The organism is Nostoc linckia z4, assembly GCF_002608075.1.
Lineage (GTDB): Bacteria > Cyanobacteriota > Cyanobacteriia > Cyanobacteriales > Nostocaceae > Nostoc > Nostoc linckia.
Genome location: NZ_LAHA01000041.1, coordinates 89,773 through 112,334 on the forward strand (window position 1 = coordinate 89,773; position 22,562 = coordinate 112,334).

The 22,562-nt window shown below is 43.4% G+C and carries 15 protein-coding genes; 5 read left to right on the forward strand and 10 right to left on the reverse strand.

The annotated features are described in order from the left end of the window. Positions 1–88 precede the first annotated feature (88 nt). Complete coding sequence (locus VF06_RS26285; RefSeq protein ID WP_099072105.1) at positions 89–586, forward strand: hypothetical protein; 498 nt, start codon at positions 89–91, stop codon at positions 584–586. 29 nt (positions 587–615) lie between these two features. Here the strand turns inward: VF06_RS26285 and VF06_RS26290 are convergent, their stop codons facing one another. From VF06_RS26290 to VF06_RS26335, 6 genes are all read right to left on the reverse strand, one after another. Next, the gene (locus VF06_RS26290; protein WP_180267622.1) at positions 616–1,608 is read right to left on the reverse strand and encodes a cyclase family protein; all 993 of its coding nucleotides are present in this window, start codon (positions 1,606–1,608) and stop codon (positions 616–618) included. Between the two features lie 212 nt (positions 1,609–1,820). Continuing rightward, positions 1,821–2,273: an Hsp20/alpha crystallin family protein gene (locus VF06_RS26300; RefSeq protein ID WP_099072103.1), complete on the reverse strand. Its 453-nt coding sequence runs from the start codon at positions 2,271–2,273 to the stop codon at positions 1,821–1,823. Positions 2,274–2,666: 393 nt separating this feature from the next. Then, a complete protein-coding gene (locus VF06_RS26305; RefSeq protein ID WP_099072102.1) occupies positions 2,667–4,841 on the reverse strand; it encodes a lipoxygenase family protein in 2,175 nt (724 codons plus the stop codon). A 993-nt stretch (positions 4,842–5,834) separates the two neighbouring features. Next, a complete protein-coding gene (locus VF06_RS26310; protein WP_099072101.1) occupies positions 5,835–6,953 on the reverse strand; it encodes a ferrochelatase in 1,119 nt (372 codons plus the stop codon). Positions 6,954–7,230: 277 nt separating this feature from the next. Next, positions 7,231–11,973 (reverse strand): beta strand repeat-containing protein, encoded by a 4,743-nt coding sequence (locus VF06_RS41265; RefSeq protein WP_180267621.1) that lies wholly within the window; start codon positions 11,971–11,973, stop codon positions 7,231–7,233. A 50-nt stretch (positions 11,974–12,023) separates the two neighbouring features. Beyond that, a complete protein-coding gene (locus VF06_RS26335; RefSeq protein ID WP_099072100.1) occupies positions 12,024–12,869 on the reverse strand; it encodes a sulfotransferase family protein in 846 nt (281 codons plus the stop codon). A 1,300-nt stretch (positions 12,870–14,169) separates the two neighbouring features. Here VF06_RS26335 and VF06_RS26345 point away from each other — a divergent pair. From VF06_RS26345 to ilvB, 3 genes are all read left to right on the forward strand, one after another. Next, positions 14,170–14,754: a hypothetical protein gene (locus tag VF06_RS26345; protein ID WP_099073173.1), complete on the forward strand. Its 585-nt coding sequence runs from the start codon at positions 14,170–14,172 to the stop codon at positions 14,752–14,754. 207 nt (positions 14,755–14,961) lie between these two features. Beyond that, on the forward strand, positions 14,962–16,224 hold the full coding sequence (locus VF06_RS26350) for an MFS transporter (protein WP_099072355.1): 1,263 nt from the start codon (positions 14,962–14,964) through the stop codon (positions 16,222–16,224). A 137-nt stretch (positions 16,225–16,361) separates the two neighbouring features. Beyond that, the gene (ilvB, locus tag VF06_RS26355) at positions 16,362–18,272 is read left to right on the forward strand and encodes a biosynthetic-type acetolactate synthase large subunit (protein WP_099072354.1); all 1,911 of its coding nucleotides are present in this window, start codon (positions 16,362–16,364) and stop codon (positions 18,270–18,272) included. Positions 18,273–18,843: 571 nt separating this feature from the next. On the opposite strand, the gene VF06_RS26360 is transcribed toward ilvB, so the two are convergent. Together VF06_RS26360 and VF06_RS26365 are read right to left on the reverse strand one after the other, a co-directional pair. Next, entirely contained in the window at positions 18,844–19,272 is a 429-nt protein-coding gene (locus tag VF06_RS26360; RefSeq protein WP_099072353.1) for a type II toxin-antitoxin system VapC family toxin, read from the reverse strand. Continuing rightward, positions 19,269–19,484 (reverse strand): hypothetical protein, encoded by a 216-nt coding sequence (locus VF06_RS26365; RefSeq protein WP_099072352.1) that lies wholly within the window; start codon positions 19,482–19,484, stop codon positions 19,269–19,271. Before VF06_RS26365 ends, VF06_RS26360 begins: the two co-directional genes overlap by 4 nt. Before the next feature lie 441 nt (positions 19,485–19,925). Here VF06_RS26365 and VF06_RS26370 point away from each other — a divergent pair, with 441 nt between their 5' ends. After that, the gene (locus tag VF06_RS26370) at positions 19,926–20,375 is read left to right on the forward strand and encodes a tellurite resistance TerB family protein (protein WP_099072351.1); all 450 of its coding nucleotides are present in this window, start codon (positions 19,926–19,928) and stop codon (positions 20,373–20,375) included. A 318-nt stretch (positions 20,376–20,693) separates the two neighbouring features. On the opposite strand, the gene VF06_RS26375 is transcribed toward VF06_RS26370, so the two are convergent. Further along, on the reverse strand, positions 20,694–21,302 hold the full coding sequence (locus VF06_RS26375) for a hypothetical protein (protein WP_099072350.1): 609 nt from the start codon (positions 21,300–21,302) through the stop codon (positions 20,694–20,696). 475 nt (positions 21,303–21,777) lie between these two features. Beyond that, complete coding sequence (locus VF06_RS26380) at positions 21,778–22,365, reverse strand: thylakoid membrane photosystem I accumulation factor (protein WP_099072349.1); 588 nt, start codon at positions 22,363–22,365, stop codon at positions 21,778–21,780. Positions 22,366–22,562 lie beyond the last annotated feature (197 nt).

Below are 22,562 nucleotides of genomic sequence, written 5' to 3' on the forward strand. Positions count from 1 at the left end.
GCGTTGCGTAAGTCCTAAAATAATTTATTTTGCACGACTACTTATAAAAATTTAATAGTACAATAGTACTAAAAATGGAACTAGAACCATGACCTACGCCTACAGTATGGACGATGCAGTGAAGGTAGCCAATCAGGCGGCTACTGATATTGAGGCGTGGTTGTGGGGAAAGCCAGAAACCATCAGCGTCAACAACGTTGAAGATCGCCCCAACTACCAACGCAGAGATATTGACCTTATTTGGACAACACACACAAGTGAAATTTTGATTGAGATTAAGGGCGATAGATGGAATAAAACTCGTAACTTGTTCTTTGAAACCCATAGCAATTTAGAACGTGGAACGCCGGGATGCTTCATGTACACAGAGGCGGATTGGCTATTTTATTACTTTGTTAATACCCGTCAACTGTACAGGTTACCGATGCCAAAGACACGAGAGTGGTTTTTGATTACTATGGGGCGGTTTCGTGAGCGTGCCACAACAACACCAGTGGGCAATAGCTATTACACCACTGTGGGGCGGCTTGTGCCGATTACCACAGTGATGATGGAAGTTGCTGGTGTAAAGATGGAGCAGTTATAGAGGTGCGATGGAGCGAACCCAATTATTTCTCACCGTACCCGTACACCCAATTTTGTATCCCAGTGGAGGGGTTTATCTGCTTTTAGCAAGGGAGACTCTGGGATTTGACCTACTGAAACGCCGTATTTCCAGTTTGGCGGACAGATAGCAATGTAACGTGCATAACCTCCTAAACCACCTTTGAATTTCGGATACCCAATAGAAAGCAACGCGCCTGTTTCTGGTACCTGGTCTAGATTTGCAACACCCTCTGCTTGGGTATATCCATTTTTCAACAGCCAATCTTCTCCTTCCAGCGTTGGGGTGCTATCTGTATCAAGGGGTTCGTGTCCGTGGAAAAGAATTTGGCGCTCAAGGTGCAGAAACTTTAAAGCTTCTAGTTTCACCCCAGGAAACTTAGTTCTTGTGGCTAGTTCGGGGTTTGGCCAAGATGAAGACCAGTCAGAGCGAACAAACACAACTGAGCCTTGTGGAATCTTGCCATGTTTGCGCTCCCAATCTTGAATATCTTTGACACTCAGATGATAATTGGGGTCTTTGGCAACTTTATCTTGGATGGGAATTATTACTAGGGGACGAACAGTAAAGGTTGCTGGTAACTCATCGATAGCTGGATAGTCAGGGTTCCAGTGAGCAGGTGGATCTAATTGGGTTCCTAGTTGATCGGTAGATAAATCGTAATGAGTTGCTTCAAACCCATCCTTTTGATAAGTGTACGGTTCACCAGTTTTTGGGTTGATGGCAGGCGCAAACTTTGATGAACCAAAACCAGACCATACAGGAATTGCCGGAGTGATGGTATGAGTTAAGTCAACATATTTGGCTTTTTTGAGGGACTGCTCATAAACTTGCCACAGATGAGGCTCACGTCTGGGCTGTACCGCGTTTACAGACATCCAACCAACACCAAACAGAACTATTAAACAAACAATTCCCCAAAAAGTTTTTTGAAATGGTTGACACAAAAATCTATCTATTTTCTGCTTGAGATGTGTTTGGTAGAACTGCGGCAGTATTGTCATTTGTTATTGCTTTTGAAGGATGTAAAGGATCTAATTGTTTTACCACAATTTATTATTTCAAATCCTGTAGCTGTTGGTATTTTGTCTGGAAGCCAGGAAAACGCGCAGCCCTTTAAAGTAGACATCACATACAAAAAAGCCCAGTTATCTGATAACTGGGCTTTGACTATTTCAATCAACTATTGCAGGTAGAGTAGTTACATCACAACTAATTAGGCAGTGGGTTGTTCAAGATTAACCTTGACAACTTTGTTCTTTTCTTGTTCCAACTTGGGCAGCGTCAAATTCAAGATACCGTCTTTATAATCTGCGGTGACGTTGGTATTTTGAATCCGAGCAGATAGAGGAATTACACGTTGGAATTTACCATAGTAAAATTCGCTCTTGGTAGTGCCATTGTTTTCGGTTTTAGTTTCAGACTTGCGCTCACCGCTAATGCGAACAGCATCTTCAGTGACTTGAATATCTAGGTCTTTAGCGTCGATTCCTGGCAGTTCTAGCTTCAAGTGCAAAGCATCATCTGTTTCTTTTAGTTCAGCAGCCGGAACTTTGATAAAGCCTCTGTCAAACAATGTAGATGGTACTCTGGTATCTTCAAATAAGCTGTTGATTTGACGTTGTAGAGTGTCAATTTCTCTCCAAGGATTCCAACGAACTAGTGCCATAACTTTCACTCTCTTTAATTAGTTATTGTTTATTCGTTTTTGCACTGCGTTTTGTGCTTACATGTTCATATTATCTTTGACTAAAAGACCTGTAAATTCGGTTTTCATCACTTGAGATAATGATGATTACCGCACTAAATTAGAGATGTAAAAGATTACGGTTTACTAGAATTTTTGAGTTCGGTAAACCGAAATAATAACTGATTAGTGTCTAATTCTCTCTTCTATGACCCTGCTGCATATTTGTATCAATGTGAAAGTGACACTGTATTAGGGAACTCGAAAAAATAAATTGTTCCGATTCAGGTCGTTGACTGTTCACTGTTGACTGCTGAGTGTCAACGGTCAACAGTGAACAGTCTTCTGTGGAATATTTTTTTACTTGGAAGTCCCTTAGATATTTATACTTTGGGGAATTTGCGAAGGTAGCAAGAATTTGTAAGGCATGATTCTTGTACGATTCCTTTGAGTAATTTCTTGCTCAATTGCTTTGAGTTGGTTTTGAAAAGTTGCCAAGGCGGAACTAATTTGTGGCTTGGATTGAAAATATGAATTGGAGTATTGTCCTAGCTGTGTATAGTAAACTGAGCCAAGCAAATAAGTTATATTCAGTTGACTTTTAGCTTGCTCTAGGGGGGGTAACATACTCATAAAGTCGCCTATTTCATAGAAATTTGTAGGCGCTGGAGAGTAACTAGCTAGAGGAAAAGCAGGTGCATAGGTCATGAGTTCGCCTTGGGCAAAATTAACCGCCGCGTGTTGAGCGCTAGCTGTGAAAATAATGGTGGAAACAGCATCAATTAAATAATCAAGAGTTTTAATTGTGCCTGAAGCGTCTTCACCAAAATTTTGTAGGCGGCCTCCTTGTTGGGAAATTAATTCCTTTGCCCAATTTTGTAAAGCTTGGTCTGCTAGTAACTGTTGGCTATTGGTATAGTAACTGCTTAAATAGTCACGCACCCATCGATGAATTGCATTCCAAATCAGCAGTCCATCATCTCGATAAGGATATTCAGGAAGTTGAGAAATTCGGTCAACACCGCGACTTGTTAAAGTGTTGGGAAACATTACATCATTGAAATGATGCAAATAATCTTGGGCAGCTTGAATAGTAAGTTGCCGATCGCTCTCAATTGTACTAGCTAAAAGTGCATCTACCTGACGGCGATCGGCAATCAAAAGTTGATGTGCGCCGTAATTGATTAATATGGTTCCTTCAAAGTGAGGTTCCAGTAAAATTCTGAGATGATGGTTCGCTGGTAACCGCCGTTTAGTAGCAATTACAAAGGGTTCGATAAATAAGTGAGTCCGACCAAGATGGCTAACTAATTCATGGTAATTGCTATCTGCCATTTGCACAATGCTTTTGGCGATCGCCCAATTCTCACCATCCAGAGGTGTGAATACTGGGTGTTGAGACTGACACTGAATGGCTAGTGGTATTAAAGACCGAGATGGGTTACTAAATGGTGGTACTACAAATAACGCTAAAGGCGAATAAATATACTTCTGTTGATTTGGAAAACTGCCATTTTCCATATTTTTTAACTTAGAGTAATCAGCTTTATAAAGCCGACCTTCCCGCCTTGCAGCTTCCAAAGAATCATTACCAATACCAACAATTTCTTGATATTGTTGGTTGCTAATTTGTAGAATTTCTTCTTGTTGTAATACTTGTTGCAGCATCATTGGATTTGGGCCAGCAACTTGCATGTAAGCAAAAACTAAATCTTCTTTAAACCTAGAACTAATTTCTGGTAAAGGTATTTTCATAAATAATTTGTTGTAATCTTCGAGACTTCTATTACTTGGAGATTCATTGCTAGAAAAGCCCAAATCACTAGAAGATACTTCAATATTATTTAATTCTAACAATTTAATATCAGAATCAAGAATTTTTTTGAATGCTAAATTGAGTAAATCTGTAATTGAATCTTCTAAATTAAACGGTGCTAAAAATTCTATATTTCCAGGCTCTTTATGGAATTCATGCAGTTCAAATTCCTCATCAATACTTTTAATTTTATCTTGAAAGTCTGATATTGTAGGAGTATTATAGGAAACAATATTAGATGCATTATCTCCAACAATCGCTTGTGTAATTTCTTGAGTAACTGATGCTAAATTTAAAGCAACTTTTTCCAAATCTTGACAAGTTTTAGCAGCTTGAATTTTTTGCTGCAAATCTTCTAAAGCTTTTACTTTGTTGTCAATGACTGAGTTATTAGTTTTAGTATTATCATCGACTCCATAAGAAACATGAAAATCTGAAAAATTTGCTAGTTTTATTAAAGCATCATTTACTAAAATCAGTGTTATTTTTTGAGCTACAGAAAGTACCCATTTTAAATTTGGTAACTCTTGAATTGGAACCTGTATTTTTATCACTGGTAATGGCAGAGCGCCCGTCATAGCTAAAGGAGGGATATAATTATAGTTATAGTTATATTGCATGTAGTGTAAAGAAGATTTACTAAGCTTTACTAATTTATATAAAATGAGGAGAACATTCTGCACATCTGTTTTTGAGAGACTTAAAGAAGATATAACATGAGAAGCTAGAGACATATTTTTCCTATTTTTAGTAAATTTTCCCTATTGATTATGAAATAAATATATCTATGACATAGATATAAATCATCAAAAAAACAGAGTGCTGTGTGATAACAGCACCCTCAATTGTTTGCCTATTTTCTGGGCAGATATTTCGCTAACAAATCTTTTTAGATACTCAATCAGGTAGCGAAAATTATGCTTTTTTCCTAATCTCTTGATATTTGCGTTGGTTTACAGTTGCATCGCCATTACTGAGTTTTTGGCACATTTTGACACAAAACTGGTATGAGATAGTTAAGCCAAAATTTGCTGAGCGATCGCTCATATCGTATCTTGTTAAACACTTATCAATTATGATTGATGTGGTGGATGCTCTGACCCACAGCAATTTTAATCATAGGTGATTACCTGGATTTCGATATCAAGAGATTGTAATCTTTTATTACCTAGCCAATGTGATATTACTGGTTACAGAATAACTTTAACCGTTGCAGTTAACCTGAGTAACAATACTGAGTTTAAACGGAATTTTACAGATACTTCCAGGGTAGAAAACAGGGATTCATATTAGGGACTTCCAAGTAAAAAAATATTCCACAGAAGACTGTTGACTGTTAACGGTCAACGACCCCAAGCGGAATAATTTTAGGACTTACGCAAAATAATGAGAAAACGTAGACGCGGAGCGGCTTGCCGCAGGCTACCGCGTTCGCATAGCGTCTCGTTAAAGAAGGACACATAGACACGTTAGCGAAGCGGTAGCGACGTAGGAGCGTCAGTGGCTTCCCGTAGGGTAGGACACAAAGTAAAGAGGGTTTCAGAGAGTTTTTGCGTAAGTCCTAAATTTATTTTTTGGCGTTGCATAATTACGGGATGATTTGAGAATGTGCATCAAAACATAATCCCCGTGTCTCCGTGTCTCCGTGTCTCCGTGTCAGCCTAAATCATCCCATTATTCAGTAACGCCTATTTTTTGGAGTTCCCTTAATATCTGCGGAATGTGGGTTAATGATGATGATGATGATGGTGATGGTCAGCTAATTGCGGATTAACTGCCACAGTTTCCTCTGACAATAACTGTGCGATATAAGGTTCTGCCCATTGCGCTGCGATCGCTAAAAATTCCGGATGGTCATTGACGCAAGGCATTTGTACGTAATTTATACCAGAATGCTGTTTTTCCAAAGCATGGATGATGTGATGTACATCCAACAGAGTTTCGTGGTTTTCCGTAGCAAAACCTATTGGCATAAATATCACTATTTTTGCACCCAGTTGAATCAAGTTACTTGCAGCTTGTTGTGCATTTGGCTGCGTCCACTCAATCAAAGGCGTGTCGTGATTGAGCCAACCTACAGAAATTAAAGGATAGCGGTTAATCAATTTATCCCGTACTAAATCGTATAGCGCCTGACTTTCGGTAATTCCAGAAGTGAATCCTTTGGCTTTGTGGGGACAGCCGTGATTCATCAATACAATACCGATTTGAGAGGGTAGGTAAGCTGCTGCTAAATCAGCGTTAATTTTTTCCTCAACTAAATGAGCCATCAAATCGATGTAAGCTGGTTCGTTGAAGAAAGAAGGAATGTAGCGCTGTGCTTTAACCCAGTGTTCTTCACCATCAGTCAACTCAACGAGAGCATTATTAACTTGCTCGATCGCAATGCCACTAGTAAAAATAGAATCAACAACTAGCAGTGGATAAATTAGCAGCTTATCGAAGCCTTGGTTTTTAATTTCTGCTAAAACTTGGTTGGGCAGAAAAGGGGCGCAGAAGTTGAAAGCTTTGAAAACTTGAACCTTATCACCCCATTTTTCTTGTAAATTCTTCTCAATCCCAGCCCGTTGCTGTTCAAAGATGGCGTTGTGTGGGGAAATAAAATCGTGGTGTGTGTGTCCCCACTCGTGGCGGTCAAATAGCGCCAAAAGCTTTGCCAGAGGTGGATAAATCCAGGTTGGTACCGGTGCGAATTTTGCTGTCAGGAGATTTAAAGCCTGTTCGTTATAGTTGGCAAAATCTTCGTAGCTTTCGACTTCGCCGTAGCCCATCAGCAATACGGCTACGCGGTCTTTACTTGATAATTCTTCGTGAGTATGTTGTAGTTTTTCAGGCGTTGCAACCACAATAACTTCCTCAATATAATCCAGAGTGCAGAGAATTTAAAGTTAGGGAATACCTTAAATATTTCCCCTACTAGTAAAATAATATCCCATCCAGGGGGATAGGATAGGTGTAAAAATTCTAATAATGCATCAAAAGTAATACTTACGTAGGGCATTGGGTATAGAAAATTCAACCAATGCTCTATCTGCGATGTGACTCGAATAGCGATGAATATTAGCGTTAATAAATGCGATCGCACCTCAAGTTTTCGCAAAGTGCGATCGCTCTAAAATTGGGTTAAGTAATCGCCAAATTGTTGATGTTGCCGTTAAAACCAGTAATGTCAATCACAGCATCAGTGGCAGCCTGGAAACCTGCGATACCGTCGTTGAGCGCCACAAAGCGACTGCTACCAACGGTGAAGGTAGCCGCGCCATTGGCGGCAAAGTTGCTGGTGTTCAACAAAGCAGCCACATTTGTGGCACTGAGGCTGGCAGCTGACCCCAGTTTGCGGAGGTTGGCAGCACTAACGGCATTGGGGCCATCAAAAATATCAGTGCCAATTTGCAGGTCAAAAATGCGATCGATGTTGGGTAACAAGGAATCAGTGAGGGCAAAGCGGAAGGTATCAACACCCGACCCACCAGTCAGGCTGTCGGCTCCAGCACCACCCACAATGAGGTCATTGCCACTACCACCCAATAGCGTGTCATTGCCTGCATTGCCAAAGAGGGAGTCGTTACCACTGCCACCCAACAGCGTGTCATTGCCTGCATTGCCAGTGAGGGAGTCGTTACCACTGCCACTATCAAGAAAATCGGGGCCAGCATTGCCAGTGAGGGAGTTATTGCCACTGCCGCCAAGTTGACGAGAGCCAATGAGTAAATTCACAGTGCCTGTGGTAGTGCCACCCTTGCCGTCGCTCAGAGTGTACTGGAAGCTACCAGCGGCGCTGCTGGTGGGGTTAAAGGTGATGAAATCATCAGTGAAATTGCTGGGAGTACCGTTGGTGTTGAAAACTGCCGTGCCGCCTACTGCGTTGCTTACCCCGGTAATTCTCAACACATCTCCCGTATCGACATCAGTATCGTTGACGAGGAGGCTGGGGACTGTAATGGTGAGTGATGTGCCTTGGGTGGCAAGTAAGGAATCAGCCCCTGCTACTGGGTTATCATTCAGACCGTTAATTGTGACTGCGATCTCTTGAGCAGCCGTTCCGTCAAGCGATCGCACTGTAAAAGTATCGGTCTTAGTTTTCCCAGCACCGAGATATTGTACTGTACTGTTGGCAACTGTGTAGTTCCAACTTCCAGCATCAGTGATGCTGAGATTCCCCAGGTTACCTAACTTTGGCGTGACGGTGGTGTTGAATTTGTTTTCGCCTGTATCAACATCGCTGACGCCCAGAGAACCGCTAGCCGTGAGGTTGGAGTTACTGGCATCTTCCGTAACCAAGGCGGTAGCAGTTCCAGAGATCGTAGCCGCATCGTTGACACCATTAATTGTGACTGTGATATCTTGAGCAGCTGTGCCGTCAAGCGATCGCACTGTAAAAGTATCGGTCTTAGTTTTCCCAGCACCGAGATATTGTACTGTACTGTTGGCAACTGTGTAGTTCCAACTTCCAGCATCAGTGATGCTGAGATTCCCCAAGTTACCTAACTTTGGCGTGACGGTGGTGTTGAATTTGTTTTCGCCTGTATCGACATCGCTGATGCCCAAAGAACCGCTAGCCGTGAGGTTGGGGTTAGTGGCATCTTCAGTAACCGAGGCGGTGGCAGTCCCGGAGATAGTAGCGGCATCATTCACACCGTTAATGGTGATAGTCACATTGGCGGTATCAGTTCCACTATTGCCATCACTAATGGTATAAGTGAAGGTTTCAGTCTTGGAGGCTCCTTGTGTTAGGGTTTCATAACCGTTATTGGGATTAAAGCTCAAGCTGCCATTACTGTTGACGATTAAGAGTCCATTACCTAAGTTGATGCTTTTCCCAACATTGCCAGCTTGCCCATTTACTTCAGTAACCGTCAGGGTGTTATTGTCAGGGTCGCTGTCAGATGTGGTCGGATTAGCTGCCAGAACATTCCCATTCAGGAGAGTATTTTCATTGGTGCTAATAGCATCATCGACGGCAGTTGGCGGATTGTTAAGAGAGGCAATATTAATTGTGCCGTAAATATCATCATTATCGATCGCCGTTCCCGCATCGTTAGCAGCACTGTTAGCACTGTAGCTAGGAGAATTTTCTACATAATTCACTATAGGTAGAACGGTTGGCATTCCCTGGTTGTTGCCGTTGGTGTTAGTAGTGGATTGCATGATGAAAATTGCACCCCCTTTGCCCAGTCCTGGGTTAACTACCGTCCCCGGTTGAGCAACTGCCGCACCGCCTGTAGCTGTATTGCCAGTAAAGGTAGTATTTTTGAGGGTCAAAGCGCCACTGCGGATAAAAATGCCACCGCCAAAACCAGCTCCACCGTTGTAGACACCAAAACCACCGCCATCGCTGTTGAGACCACCACCACCAAAGCCGCCAGCGCCTTTTCCCGAAATACCTGAGCCACCGCCACCTCCATAGCCACCATCACCACCGTAGCCATAGGGAGTAGCACCTACCTGGTTGTTCAATCCCAGTCCACCACCACCACCAAAGCCGCCATTGCCGCCGTTAATACCAAAGCCACCGCCGCCGCCAAAGCCACCATTACCGCCGTCAGAGACGGCACCAACACCATACACCCCACCGAAGGCACCGCCCCCACCGAAGCCACCATTGCCACCGATAGGGGAGCCACCGAAACCGCCGTAGTTGCCAGTCCCCCCATAACCGCCATTGTAGCCGTAGTTGCCAGCAAATAGTCCGCCGGCACCGTGGTCTAGAGAATTACCAAACATTCCACCGCCAGCAGTGCCAGGACTATAATTTGACTGGCCGCTACCACCTTGTGCCACGTTGTTATTGAACGCTACATTATTGAGAGAAACGTTACCATCATAGATAAACAAGCCCCCTCCCATTCCTGCACCGCCGCCGCCCAACCAACTACCTCCGCCTTTTGCCCGTCCGTTAGTGATGGTCAGGTCAGAAATAGCGACATTTCCCGACAGGATGAATAGGGGGCGCAGGTCGCCATTGTCGTTAATGCCGTTATTATTGGCATCGCCACTGATGGTATGGTTGTTGCCCACAATGGTGATGTTGCTATTAACCAGGCTTTTCATCACCCCCGTGACGCGCACATTGGTATTAATGGTAATCGTGTCATCTCCTGGGAGTTGGTTAGCTTGTTTAATTGCCCAACTTAATGTCCCAACATTATTTCCTGTGCCATCATCGGTAGCTTTGTAAACCGTCAAATTGGTTAAGTCATTAGCAGCAATAGTAACAGTGGCTGAAGGAATGGTGGGTTGCAGAGGTCTTACCGGATCGATGAGGTAGCCAGTGCCAGTATTTCGGTTTAGTCCATCCACTAATTTGAGTGTCAGAGTTTCATCTGGCTCTGCTAAAACATCGTTGGTTGCAGTGACCTTAACATCGACAAAGCTTTGTCCGCGAGGAATAGTCACCGTCACCGCATTACCCGAAACCGTGACGTTTCCGCCACTGAGGGTGTAGTCGTCTGGAGTAGTGAAACCGTAGTCTTCTACAGCCGCCGCACCAGTGCGATCGATAGTCAGATTAACGGTTAAGTCCCCTATATCAACTGGGGTAGTAGTGCGACTGATACGGAAAACACCACTTGTTCCCTCTTCAGTCGCTGTTGGCGTTAGGGCAGTGATGCTGACAGTAGGCGTAACGGAAGTGATGATTACCGTACCGTAGATATTATTGGTTGATATATTTCCGGGACGATCGATAGTACTGTTATTGCTAAAAGTGGGAGTGAAGTCAGTAGTAACCGTGGGCAGAAAAGTTGGCATTCCCTGGTTGTTACCGTTGCTGTTAACCGTAGAGCGCATAGCAAAAATTGCGCCACCTAGTCCATCACCGCGTTCATTCCCCTGCAAGGTAGGGGCATTGCTAGGATTGCCCGAACCGCCTACAGCCCTATTATTGGTAAAAATTGTATTGCTGAGGCTCAAAGAGCCACTACGGATAAAGATAGCCCCTCCTAACCCAGCTCCACCACCACCACCACCAGAGCCGCCAACACCTCCTGCAAAGCCAGGTACAGACCTATAACCCAAGGGAAGAACGGCAAAACTGCCACCAGCACCGCCACCATAACCACCAAGAGCTCCTGGTCCGTAGCTGGAACCAAATACCGGACTAGTTCGGGTAAAGCCGCCGCCACCGCCAAAGCCGCCTTCGCCACCGGCACCGCCGGAGGCGAAGGCGTTTATGACGACACCAGAACCATTAGACCCGCCACCGCCGAAGCCTCCCGCACCTCCCTGAAAAACGTCAGTTTGAGCACCACCACCGCCAAAACCACCGCGCGCCATTGAGAATGGACTACCAGAGATACCACCGTAACCGCCGTAGTTACCATTGCCCCCATACCCCCCGTTGTTGTCAACAGCCGAACCAAACAGACCGCCACCACCATTTGCAGAATTGCCAAACATGCCACCACCACCGCGGCCTAAGCCAGCGGCACTGCCATTACCCCCTTGAGCTATATTATTGGTGAAACTGACATTGCTCAGGGAGACATTGCCATCATAGATAAATAAGCCTCCTCCCATCCCAGCGCCAGCGCCACCGCCACCACTATCGCCACCTTTAGCGCGTCCATTAGTAATGGTCAAATCAGAAATAGCGACGTTTCCCCCCACAATGAATAGGGGGCGCAGGTCGCCATTGTCGTTAATGCCGTTGTTATTGGCATCGCCACTGATACTGTGGTTGTTGCCCACAATGGTGATGTTGCTATTCACTAGGGTTTTCATCACCCCAGTAATCCGTACATCGGTATCAAAGCTAATTGTGTCATCTCCGGCTAATTGGTTTGCTTGGAGGATGGCATAACTGAGGGTTCCAGAGGTTAAACCAGTTCCATCATCGGTGGTAGAAGTTACGTTAAAAGTAGCCATGAGATTTTTCTCCTTTGTTTGATCGGGTTTAAGTAAGTTTTTTGATTGATTTATTGAGCTTCAGTCTCAAGCGGTTGGGCGACAATGACGTTAGCGCGACTATTGCTGGGATTTTTCCAGAAAGACAACCCATCATACTGAGCGAATAAATCGGGCGGTAAAATGGTCATCCGGGGTTGAAACTCTACTTGGCGGCGCACTTGATGTAATCCCTTGGTATTGAGGCGATCGTCAAATTCGTTCGCTTCGTACTGCACATTGGTAAAATCATGCCCGAAGGGTTTTTCTTGCAAAAATTGATAAATCAGCGATAGGGTTTTATCGGGGGCTTGGGTTAATAAGTCGTAGTCCACCAACAGTAAAGAGGCACTATCTTCGCTATAAAATGCTTCTTTAAGAGCGTTGTAAGCAAAACCGACTAACCTTCCTCCTTGACTCAAGGCTTCAGTACGCGTGTAAACTGTCGATCGCTCCCCAGGATTATTAAATAAGCGAGACACATCAAAAGCATTTTTCCGAATCAGTCGTTCGACGCTATCCATAATCCAAGCAACGTTTCGCACGCAGCAAATTACCTTTGAGTTAGGAAACAGCTCTTTAATTAAGGACAACTTGCTACACCAGAGGCGATTGGTATCAAAGATTGTGGCTTTATCTGCTTGGTCTTGGTAGTAAGTTGTAAAAATTGTTGAGATTAATGCTCTTTTTTGTTCAGGCGTGATAAATACCGAAAACTCGTTATCTTCACTCATTGCTTCGAGCATTCGGTTGACTAATCCCCCCACCGGACTTGTCATACTGGCGTGAAATCGAGGATTCTGCCGCAGCAAAGCTCCGAGTAAAGTGGAACCCGATCGCGGCAGCCCAGAAATAAAATGTAATTTAGGTTGTGTCATTTTCTGTTTAGGGTTGGGAAATGAATTGTTATCGGGTTCGGTTTTCCAGACAGACGTAAATCTTCTGGGGTCAAAAGAGGCAGGGGAGCAGGGAGCAGGGAGCAAGGGGGAAAACACCAGACAGAAGCTCAGACTCCGCCAAGCGAAAGAACGCATTAGTTGGGCGGGGCTTCGTACCCATACTCCGCAACGCTGGGCGCTCCAGGAGAAGGGCTTGTTCCCCCAGCTAAGAGTCCCCTTCCCCTCTGCCTCTTCGGTGAGTTTGGAAATAAACTCCGGTTGCCACAGCGGGGTGAAGCTGTAGCAATCAACTCCACAAGTTGCTCAAAAAACAGACATTACAAAGTGCTGCCGGGGAAAACCTGGCAGATATTAATAAGAAGTCAATCGTGATTTAAGAGATGAATTTATAACCGTAATTGCAGCAAATATCAGGCTTGAATAAATTCCTTTCAGACCTGCCAACGGATTATTCTATAAGGCTTACTCCCGGTAGATTCATTATGGCGATCGCTTCAGTTTCAAAGCTAGTTTCATAAAGAAAATACGAGATTTTATGGACATATTCAAGCATTGAAGTCTAATCTTTACATCAAATGTTATATATCTATATATAGAAATGCTCAGTGACCCATTTTCTTAGTTTCTGCATTCTGCGATGCCTGGGGCGAGCAACTCTACAAGACGCTTTGCGAACGCTAACGCAACTATCTATAGTGTCAAAATCAAGCTTCTTGATACAGCGATCGTTGCAGTTATGCTTGCAGTTCAACCATCACTTGAAAAATCACAGGTTTTATAGTCTTCAAGAAAAGCCGTGTCATCAACAAGTCGATTACATTTGAGAAGGCAATAATATTTTCCTAAACCATCACCATCAATATATAACATCTAAATGTTCTGCCAAATTTTTGACTGTATAATTAATCTGAATACTCAACAAGTATTGGCAATAGTTAAGTTTAGGAAATTCCCTAAAATATATGATTCATTTTATACATTATTAACTAATTCGCTCGTGATTTGAAACGGTGCGACTCCCGCACAAAGATGCAAAGAAAATCTGTAAAATCATCCTGACATTTATGCAACATCAAAGCTGCTATAAGACTCCTATTTGATTTTTGAAAAAACTCGGTACACCTTAATTTACTAAAATACTATTGCCTGTTGCCTGACTACATAAATAATTTCATGAATCAAACCAGATTCCCATCACAGGATATAAATCGATAACAGTGCAGGCGGAAAGATTTGTCTTACAATACCTCATGTTCCATGCCCGTTTGGCCAATGCCCCATGCCCACAATAATTATTTGCCCTGGAATCCACGATGCAGCTTTCACAGAATCCTTTATATCGGGATTATTCGATGGCTCAATCGACCAAAATCAAGGTAAAATACTGGTTTTTCCGGGTAAAGATTTTTCGAGTTTATCAGCTTGGCACATTTTGGAGTTTTTGCGCGTTAGCGTAGCTCACCGCAGGTATCGCTTAAAAAAACCTTTGGAATCGCCATTAATATTTATTAGCTTTAGTGCTGGCGTCGTTGGGGCCATTGGTGCGGCGCATTTGTGGCAACTTTTGGGTGGTCGTGTGAAAGCGTTTATTGCTATAGATGGATGGGGGGTGCTACTACAGGGAAATTTTCCAATTCATCGAATGAGTCATGATTATTTCACTCATTGGAGTTCTAGTTTGCTTGGTTGTGGGCAATATAACTTTTATGCAGAACCAGCAGTCGATCATATGTCAATTTGGCGATCGCCTGAAACTGTACAGGGTTGGGGGATAGATTCATCCATTGGAATTTTTCCCCCTAAAGGCTATCTGAGTGCAGCTGCATTTTTGCGTATGCTGTTAGAACACTATGAAGCAAATTAATCCGGACAATGGAGTAAGTAAACAGGAGTTAGGAATGAGGAGTTAGGAGTTAGGAGTTAAAAGTGCTGAGTGTGGAAGCCTGGGAAGATGAAGTTATGGGGTAATGGGCGTAGTTTCCCCCCACCTCCCCACCTCCCCACCTCCCTACCTCCCCTCCCTCTCTACCCCATGCCCTATATCCCATGCCCCATCTACCCAAAGTAACTGATGTTTCCAACAGAACCTGCCGCTGTTAATAATGGATTTGGCGCACTGCTAAAAAACCGTGGTTTTATGCTGCTGTGGATTGGGCAATTAGTGTCCCAGTTAGCAGATAAAGTTTTTTTTGTTTTGATGATTGCTCTCTTGGAGAACTACTCGCCGCTTCCAGGTTTAGCAGAAAACTCAATGTATTCAACTTTGATGCTGGCATTTACAATACCAGCGATTTTGTTTGGTTCTGCTGGCGGTATCTTTGTTGACCGCTTGCCAAAAAAGCTGATTATGGTCGGTTCAGATGTGGTGCGGGGACTATTAACTCTGTGTCTGCCTTTTTTGCCACGAGAATTCCTAATCCTGTTAATCTTGACTTTTGCCATTTCCTCTGTCACCCAATTTTTTGCACCAGCTGAGCAAGCCGCCATTCCCTTGTTGGTGAAGCGAGAGAATTTGTTAGCAGCCAACGCACTGTTTAGCAGCACCATGATGGGAGCTTTAATTGTTGGCTTTGCGGTGGGAGAGCCGATTTTGAGTTTGGCAAAAAGCTTTATGGGATCGGAATACGGTCAAGAGGTTGTGGTTGGAGGACTATACATATTGTCAGCTGCTATTATGCAGCCAATTCAATTTAAAGAACACAAACCACCAAGGGAACATCAAGGCGAAAATCACCCTTGGGCTGAATTTACCGCCAGTCTACGCTATCTCAAGAAAAACCGTTTGGTCTTGAATGCAATGCTGCAACTAACAACTTTATATTGTGTGTTTGCAGCCTTAACGGTGTTGACCATTCGTTTAGCTGAAGAGTTTGGCCTCAAAGAAAAACAATTTGGCTTTTTCTTAGCCGCAGCCGGTGTGGGTATGGTATCCGGTGCAGCGCTTTTAGGCCACTGGGGTGATAAATTGCACCACAAACCCTTACCTTTAATTGGCTTTTTGATGATAGCCCTAGTTTTAGGGGTGTTTACTTTTACGCACAATTTATTGTTGGCATTGGGACTGTGTGCAATTTTAGGTGTTGGTGCCGCCTTTATTGGTGTACCTATGCAAACTTTAATTCAACAGCAAACACCACCAACCATGCATGGTAAAGTGTTTGGCTTTCAAAATCACGCTGTCAACATTGCCTTATCTGTACCCTTAGCAATTACTGGGCCGTTAACTGATGCTTTGGGATTGAGAACAGTGCTTGTGGTTATGAGCATCGTTGTTGTACTTGTCGGCGTTTGGGCTTGGCAAAATACCCGCAGAGTCTTGCAAGACGTGATTTAACTAATGTAGGCTAGTAATCTGGCTTTATTTTTAATCTATAAATTAAATTAATCGGCATTTAATTGAAGTTTTCTATTAAAATGAAATCTTAACTACAGAAGTCAGCATTAACTTTAGCTATAGTCTGAGGTTTGACCGTGCGTTCACAAAGCGTCTCCGTGGGAGAATTGCCTTCCCAAATCAGTATTCCACAAGCCGAGAATCACCAACAGTCCCGCAAAAACCCGCCAGTAGTGCCCAAACGTGCATCTGGCGGTTTTGCTCTGCTTGACAGTCTTCATCGCCACGGCGTTGAGTATATTTTTGGTTATCCTGGTGGGGCGATTCTGCCGATTTATGACGACCTCTATAAGGTGGAAGCTACTGGTGCAATTAAGCACATTCTAGTGAGACACGAACAAGGCGCAGCCCACGCCGCTGACGGTTACGCACGTGCCACAGGGAAGGTAGGAGTATGTTTTGGTACTTCTGGCCCAGGAGCAACAAACTTGGTAACAGGCATCGCCACAGCCTACATGGATTCCATCCCGATGATTGTAGTCACGGGACAGGTTTCACGTCCAGCCATCGGTACAGATGCGTTTCAAGAAACTGATATTTATGGGATCACGCTACCAATTGTCAAGCATTCCTATGTAGTGCGCGATCCCAAAGATATGGCGCGGATTGTTGCCGAAGCCTTTCACGTTGCTAGCACCGGGCGTCCAGGGCCAGTTTTGATAGATGTGCCTAAGGATGTAGCTTTAGAAGAATTTGACTATGTACCTGTGAAACCAGGTTCAGTAAAGTTACGCGGTTATCGTCCCACAGTAAAGGGAAATCCCCGGCAAATTCAGGCAGCAATTGGGTTGATTACTGAAAGTCGCCGCCCCCTACTTTATGTAGGTGGTGGTGCGATCGCCGCTGGTGCCCATGAAGAAATCAAGCAATTAGCTGAGTTATTCAATATCCCCGTCACCACAACTTTAATGGGGATCGGTGCCTTTGACGAACATCATCCCCTAGCTTTGGGAATGTTGGGAATGCACGGCACCGCTTACGCTAACTTTGCTGTGAGTGATTGTGACTTGCTAATTTGCGTCGGTGCAAGATTTGACGATCGCGTCACTGGCAAATTAGACGAATTCGCCTCCCGCGCCAAAGTAATCCACATCGACATCGACCCCGCCGAAGTCGGCAAAAATCGCATTCCCGAAGTGCCCATCGTCGGCGATGTGCGTAACGTGTTGATTGACTTGTTGCGTCGCTGCAAAGAAACAGGCATCAAAGCAACACCAAATCAAAATCAAGAGTGGTTAACTAAAGTTAACCGTTGGCGGGAAGAGTATCCTCTGGTAGTACCCCACCATCCCGACAGCATTTCACCCCAAGAAGCAATCCAAGAAGTCAGCCGCCAAGCACCCAACGCCTTCTACACCACAGATGTGGGACAACATCAAATGTGGGCAGCGCAATTTCTGAAAAACGGCCCAAGACGCTGGATTTCTAGCGCAGGTTTAGGAACTATGGGTTTTGGCGTACCTGCGGCTATGGGCGCTAAAGTCGCCTTTCCCGATGAAGAAGTCATCTGTATTAGTGGTGATGCAAGTTTCCAAATGTGCTTACAAGAGCTTGGTACGTTAGCACAATACGGTATAAATGTCAAGACTCTAATTATTAACAATGGCTGGCAAGGGATGGTACGCCAATGGCAACAAGCCTTTTACGGCGAACGTTATTCATCCTCAAACATGGAAGTAGGGATGCCAGACATTGAGTTATTGGCAAAAGCCTATGGAATCAAGGGAATGGTAATCCGCGATCGCAGCGAATTAAAAGATGGCATCGCCGAAATGCTGGCACACAAAGGCCCGGTAATTGTGAATGTCCACGTTACCAGAGATGAAAATTGCTATCCAATGGTAGCTCCTGGTAAGAGCAACGCTCAAATGGTCGGCTTACCGAAGCAAGCGCCCAAAGCCCCAGCAGAGCCAGTTTATTGTAGTCACTGCAATGCTAAAAATGCTCCCACTCATAACTTTTGTTCTGAGTGTGGGACGAAGTTGTGAAAGAAAGTTAGGAGTTAGGAGTTGAGAGTTGAGAGTTAGAAATTTTTCCTCACCCCCTTCCTCTCCACTCCGAAATCATTAAATTTAGCCGTCTTAATACGCACAGAATACATTCCTGTGCGTATTTTTTAGCAATTACAAGAAATTAGGACTTACGCAAAAACTCTCTCTTGCTCTTATTCCTCCGTGTCCTCTGTCTTGAAAAGTTCAGATGCCTGCGGCAACCCCTTTGGTGTACGCCGGAAGCCGGCGCTCCGACTTTTCGCTGCGTCCTCTGTGGTTAGATTTTCCGTTGCCTGTGCGTAAGTCCTGGAAATAAAATATACAACTTTAGAAGTTGGGATGTCGAGGCAGCTGAAAGCCTCAGGAATTAGGGGAGCGTTGTGTTAATTTCAGAACCCGGATTCAAAAGGTTAATTTTTATTTATAAATTTGATTTCGATCTCGATTACAAGAAGAACAACTTCCTTCAGAATAGATTGGAATATTTTTCGCTTTAAACGATATCTTCTTCCAAGGAGATATCTGCGACGAGCTACGCCCTAACTCGACAATAAACTACGCCATCGCATTAAGCCGTCCAATTCTCAATTAACAATCCGGGTACTTTGCTGAAATCCCGATGATTGCGTGTTAACAGAACTAATTTACGAGATAGTGCGATCGCCGCAATCCGCGAATCCATTCTTGCAAGTTGAATGCGTTGAGTTTGTAATTGACTGAATGCAGTAGCAGCGTCAGCATCAAATGACACAAGCGGTAGAACCTTAAAATCATCTACAAGACGTACCATCATCTCATAACCTTTAACAACTTCACTATCGTTACGAGCGCGACTAATATACGTATGGCAACCAAGAAGTTGTTCGTGAAAGGTGACAATTGAAATTGCAAAATCCGATAGCGGATATTGAGCCATACGGGTCGAAAGATTCACGTAATCTTGCCCCGTCTGTCGCTGGATAATGCTTAAATGATCTGTATCCAACAAATATTTCATGGCTCATCCTGAATTTCGATTATTGGCTCGTCGCGTTGGCGAATCGCACGCCCATAAGCGAGTACCTCTTCAAACGCAGGCTCATCTTTGAAGGAAGCTGTAATTTTTTTGAGCCAATTGGTTGGTTGAGAAGCCGATACTTGTTTTTGTAACTCCGTCACCGCCGCTTCGACAGCTGCAAGACGTTCTTCCAGAGAAATATTAGTTGACATTTGAGGTGTATCCCTAACTGCATCACGTCTATCTGAAGAATAACGAGTTAGAGTAAGGGGTGGCAACTCTCTCGAACAGAATAAAGATGATTTAATTGCTTTTATGCGTGCTCGCCCTAACTCGACAATAAACTACGCCATCGCAGTAAAAAAGTAGACTATGATTGCGATCGCTCTCACTCGACAATAAACATCGCAGGGGGGAAGAAATCCCTTGTTGAACAATCGCCTTCATTCTTGTTGGGTTAATATTTTGTCTTGTCGGTTGCCACTGACCTGATATTTTATATTTATTGGAAGTCCCTTATGAAACAAATATTCATATTAATAACTAATAAATTTGTGTATTCACCCATTGTTTTGGGAATCCTGAATCCAGGAAGCTTGATAAACCGCAAGGTATTACTTCCTGAAATATCACCTAACTTTTAAAGGATAATTATGCCTCAACGCAGGTTGCCCAAAGGGCGTAGTGCTAGTTCAGTGGCTTTAGAGCCAGAAGTTGCGATCGCAATTATTGGACTTTTTTCCGCAGCTGCTGATGGTGAAGGTATTTCTTCAACGGAAGAATATGCTTTGAGTGAATTTCTCAGTCAGGTTGGCTTATTTGAAGATTACTCTGATGATGACTTTGAAGAATTGACTGATAAAGTCGTTAGCTTAATTGAAGAAGAAGAACCTGAAGATTTAGTAGCTCAAGCGATCGAATCCTTACCAAATAGAGCTTATCGAGAAGCTGCATATATAACCGCTATCTTATTAGTAGGTATTGATGAAGAAGTACAAGACAGCGAACAAGATTATATCTCTGAACTTCAAGAAGCTTTAAGAATTTCAGACGAACGAGCGCAAGAATTAATAGACGAAGTGTTTGGAGAAGAAGAAGAGTAATCTTTGTGAAATTGCAGCCTCAGTCATCTACCATCATTAATTTGAGGTTGCTAATTTCAAGCAGGACTTACGCAAAATAACGAAAAACGTAGATGCATTAGCGAAGCGGTAGCGACGTTCGCGCAGCGTCTCGCAGAGAAGGAGCGTCATAGGCTTGCCGCAGGCTACCGCATTCGCGTAGCGTCTCGTTAGAGAAGAACGCATAGACACGTTTAAAGAAGCCTCTTGTAGAGAAGTGGCTTAAGGCAGCGTAGGACACAAAAAATAAGAGTTTGAGAGAGTTTTTGCGTAAGTCCTATCAAATATCAATCCTACACATCAACCAATAGGATGATTACCAGGGTTGACTGCATGAATATATTCACTACCCGATCGCGGTCTTCCTCGTTTATAATAAGCTTCTTCTGGTTTGCCCCATCCCAACTGCAAAATTATTTCCAAAAAGCTAGAATTTTCCCACTTCCATAAACTTGCCCATTCTGTTCTTTGAGCAATTCTTTCAACATCAAGTCTAATAATTTGTTCGTGTTGTTTACTATTATTGAAACTTAAATATAAGTCCATCTCCCTAGTAACTTCATACCAAAATTCCAAAATCGAATTTTTAGCGGCTTTTAAAATCTCTAAATCACTAGTCAGCCCTATTAATTCGCTATCTACTTCGGGATAACGCAAAGTTTGACCTTTGACTGTGACTTCTCGCCAGATAATACCTGACACTTGATTTTCTCTTTGGTAATCGTGAATTGCCGCTTTGAAATCTTGATAGGCCGTGAACTTTTGCAGCCCATCAGTTCTGATAAACTGGTCAATTACCGGATTACCAGAAACTTTTACCTCTAATTTCAAGCGTTTTCCTTTGAGGCAAGCTTGGCGTTCGTCTGCCAAAATTTGGATTAGTTCTTGAGTGGTGTAAACCTTTGACATCAGAATAAACTTTAGTTAGTCATTGGTTATTGGGCATTTGACATAGGGCATTGGACATTTGTCATTAGTTATGAACTATAGACTATGAATTAACTTTCTAGCGTGTTGTACAGAATATTTCAATAAGTAGCCATCATCAACTGTGGAGACAAATCACAGATGGAAAAGAAAACAAGTAAAGAATTGAGTTTAGAACCTTCTGAAATCATGTCTCCTGCCTCTTGTCTTCTACTGATTATGCTTGGCTATGAAAAATAATGCAGTAACAGACAGCACTAAAAACTAGGGCAGGCCAATTGGTCTAGGGACTTCCAAGTAACAAAATATTCTATAGAAGACTGTTGACTGTTGAGTGTTCACAGTTAACAGCAGCCACTGATACGTAGGGGTTCCCTCAAATGGCACAAGTGGCGTTTAACAGTCAACAGTCAACTACTTCAAACCATCGTTTATTTTTTGGAGTCGCCTGAGTGAGTTACTTAGCTAACTCGCTGCTGAACTCATTGAAAGCCCGTCGCTTGAGCTTTGTTGTTTCGGTGCGCGGTAATAAATTAAATATTTTGCGAAATTCATCGTCTATCTCTTCAAAAGGTACTTGACCGGTTTTATTGAGAACTACTTCACCTGATTGATTAAACACCAAAACCTGAGGAACACTCCCTGAATAGTAATACCCTGGTTCTGTGGGGTCGTAGGTTTGTTTCGGCACGATACTATCTACACTAATAGGAATAATCTCTGCTACCCGACCATATAATTCCTGTACTCGTGAAATGGAAATGGCATATCTTTTGGAATCGCTGCTGTCATCGAGATAAAACGCCAAAAATACGGGTTTATGTTCTGCTAAAGCCTGTGCCAGTGTCTGCCTAGAGGGAACTAATGAACCGTTACCCGCATAAACTACAAACATGTTGCCATCATATCTATCATCATTGAGACCAGCATATACAGGTTGCATACTTATAATGAACAGACAAACAACCAAGAACAGGCATTTGGACACCAATTTTTGCCAGCCAGTAAATTTTTTATGTAAAAACCGAAACTTTGTGCTATTCATCAAAAGAAACCTTGCAAGCTACTACTTGTCGTGAGTTGTGCTGAAATCAGCGAACTGGGCTGGATATAAGCTGACGCGCCTGCATATTGCACAAACTCCGTGTAGACGGTCATTAGTCATTAGTCATTAGTCATTAGTCATTTGTGTTTACCAAGGACAAAGGACAATTGACTTAGGACAACCTCACCAGTTGATGT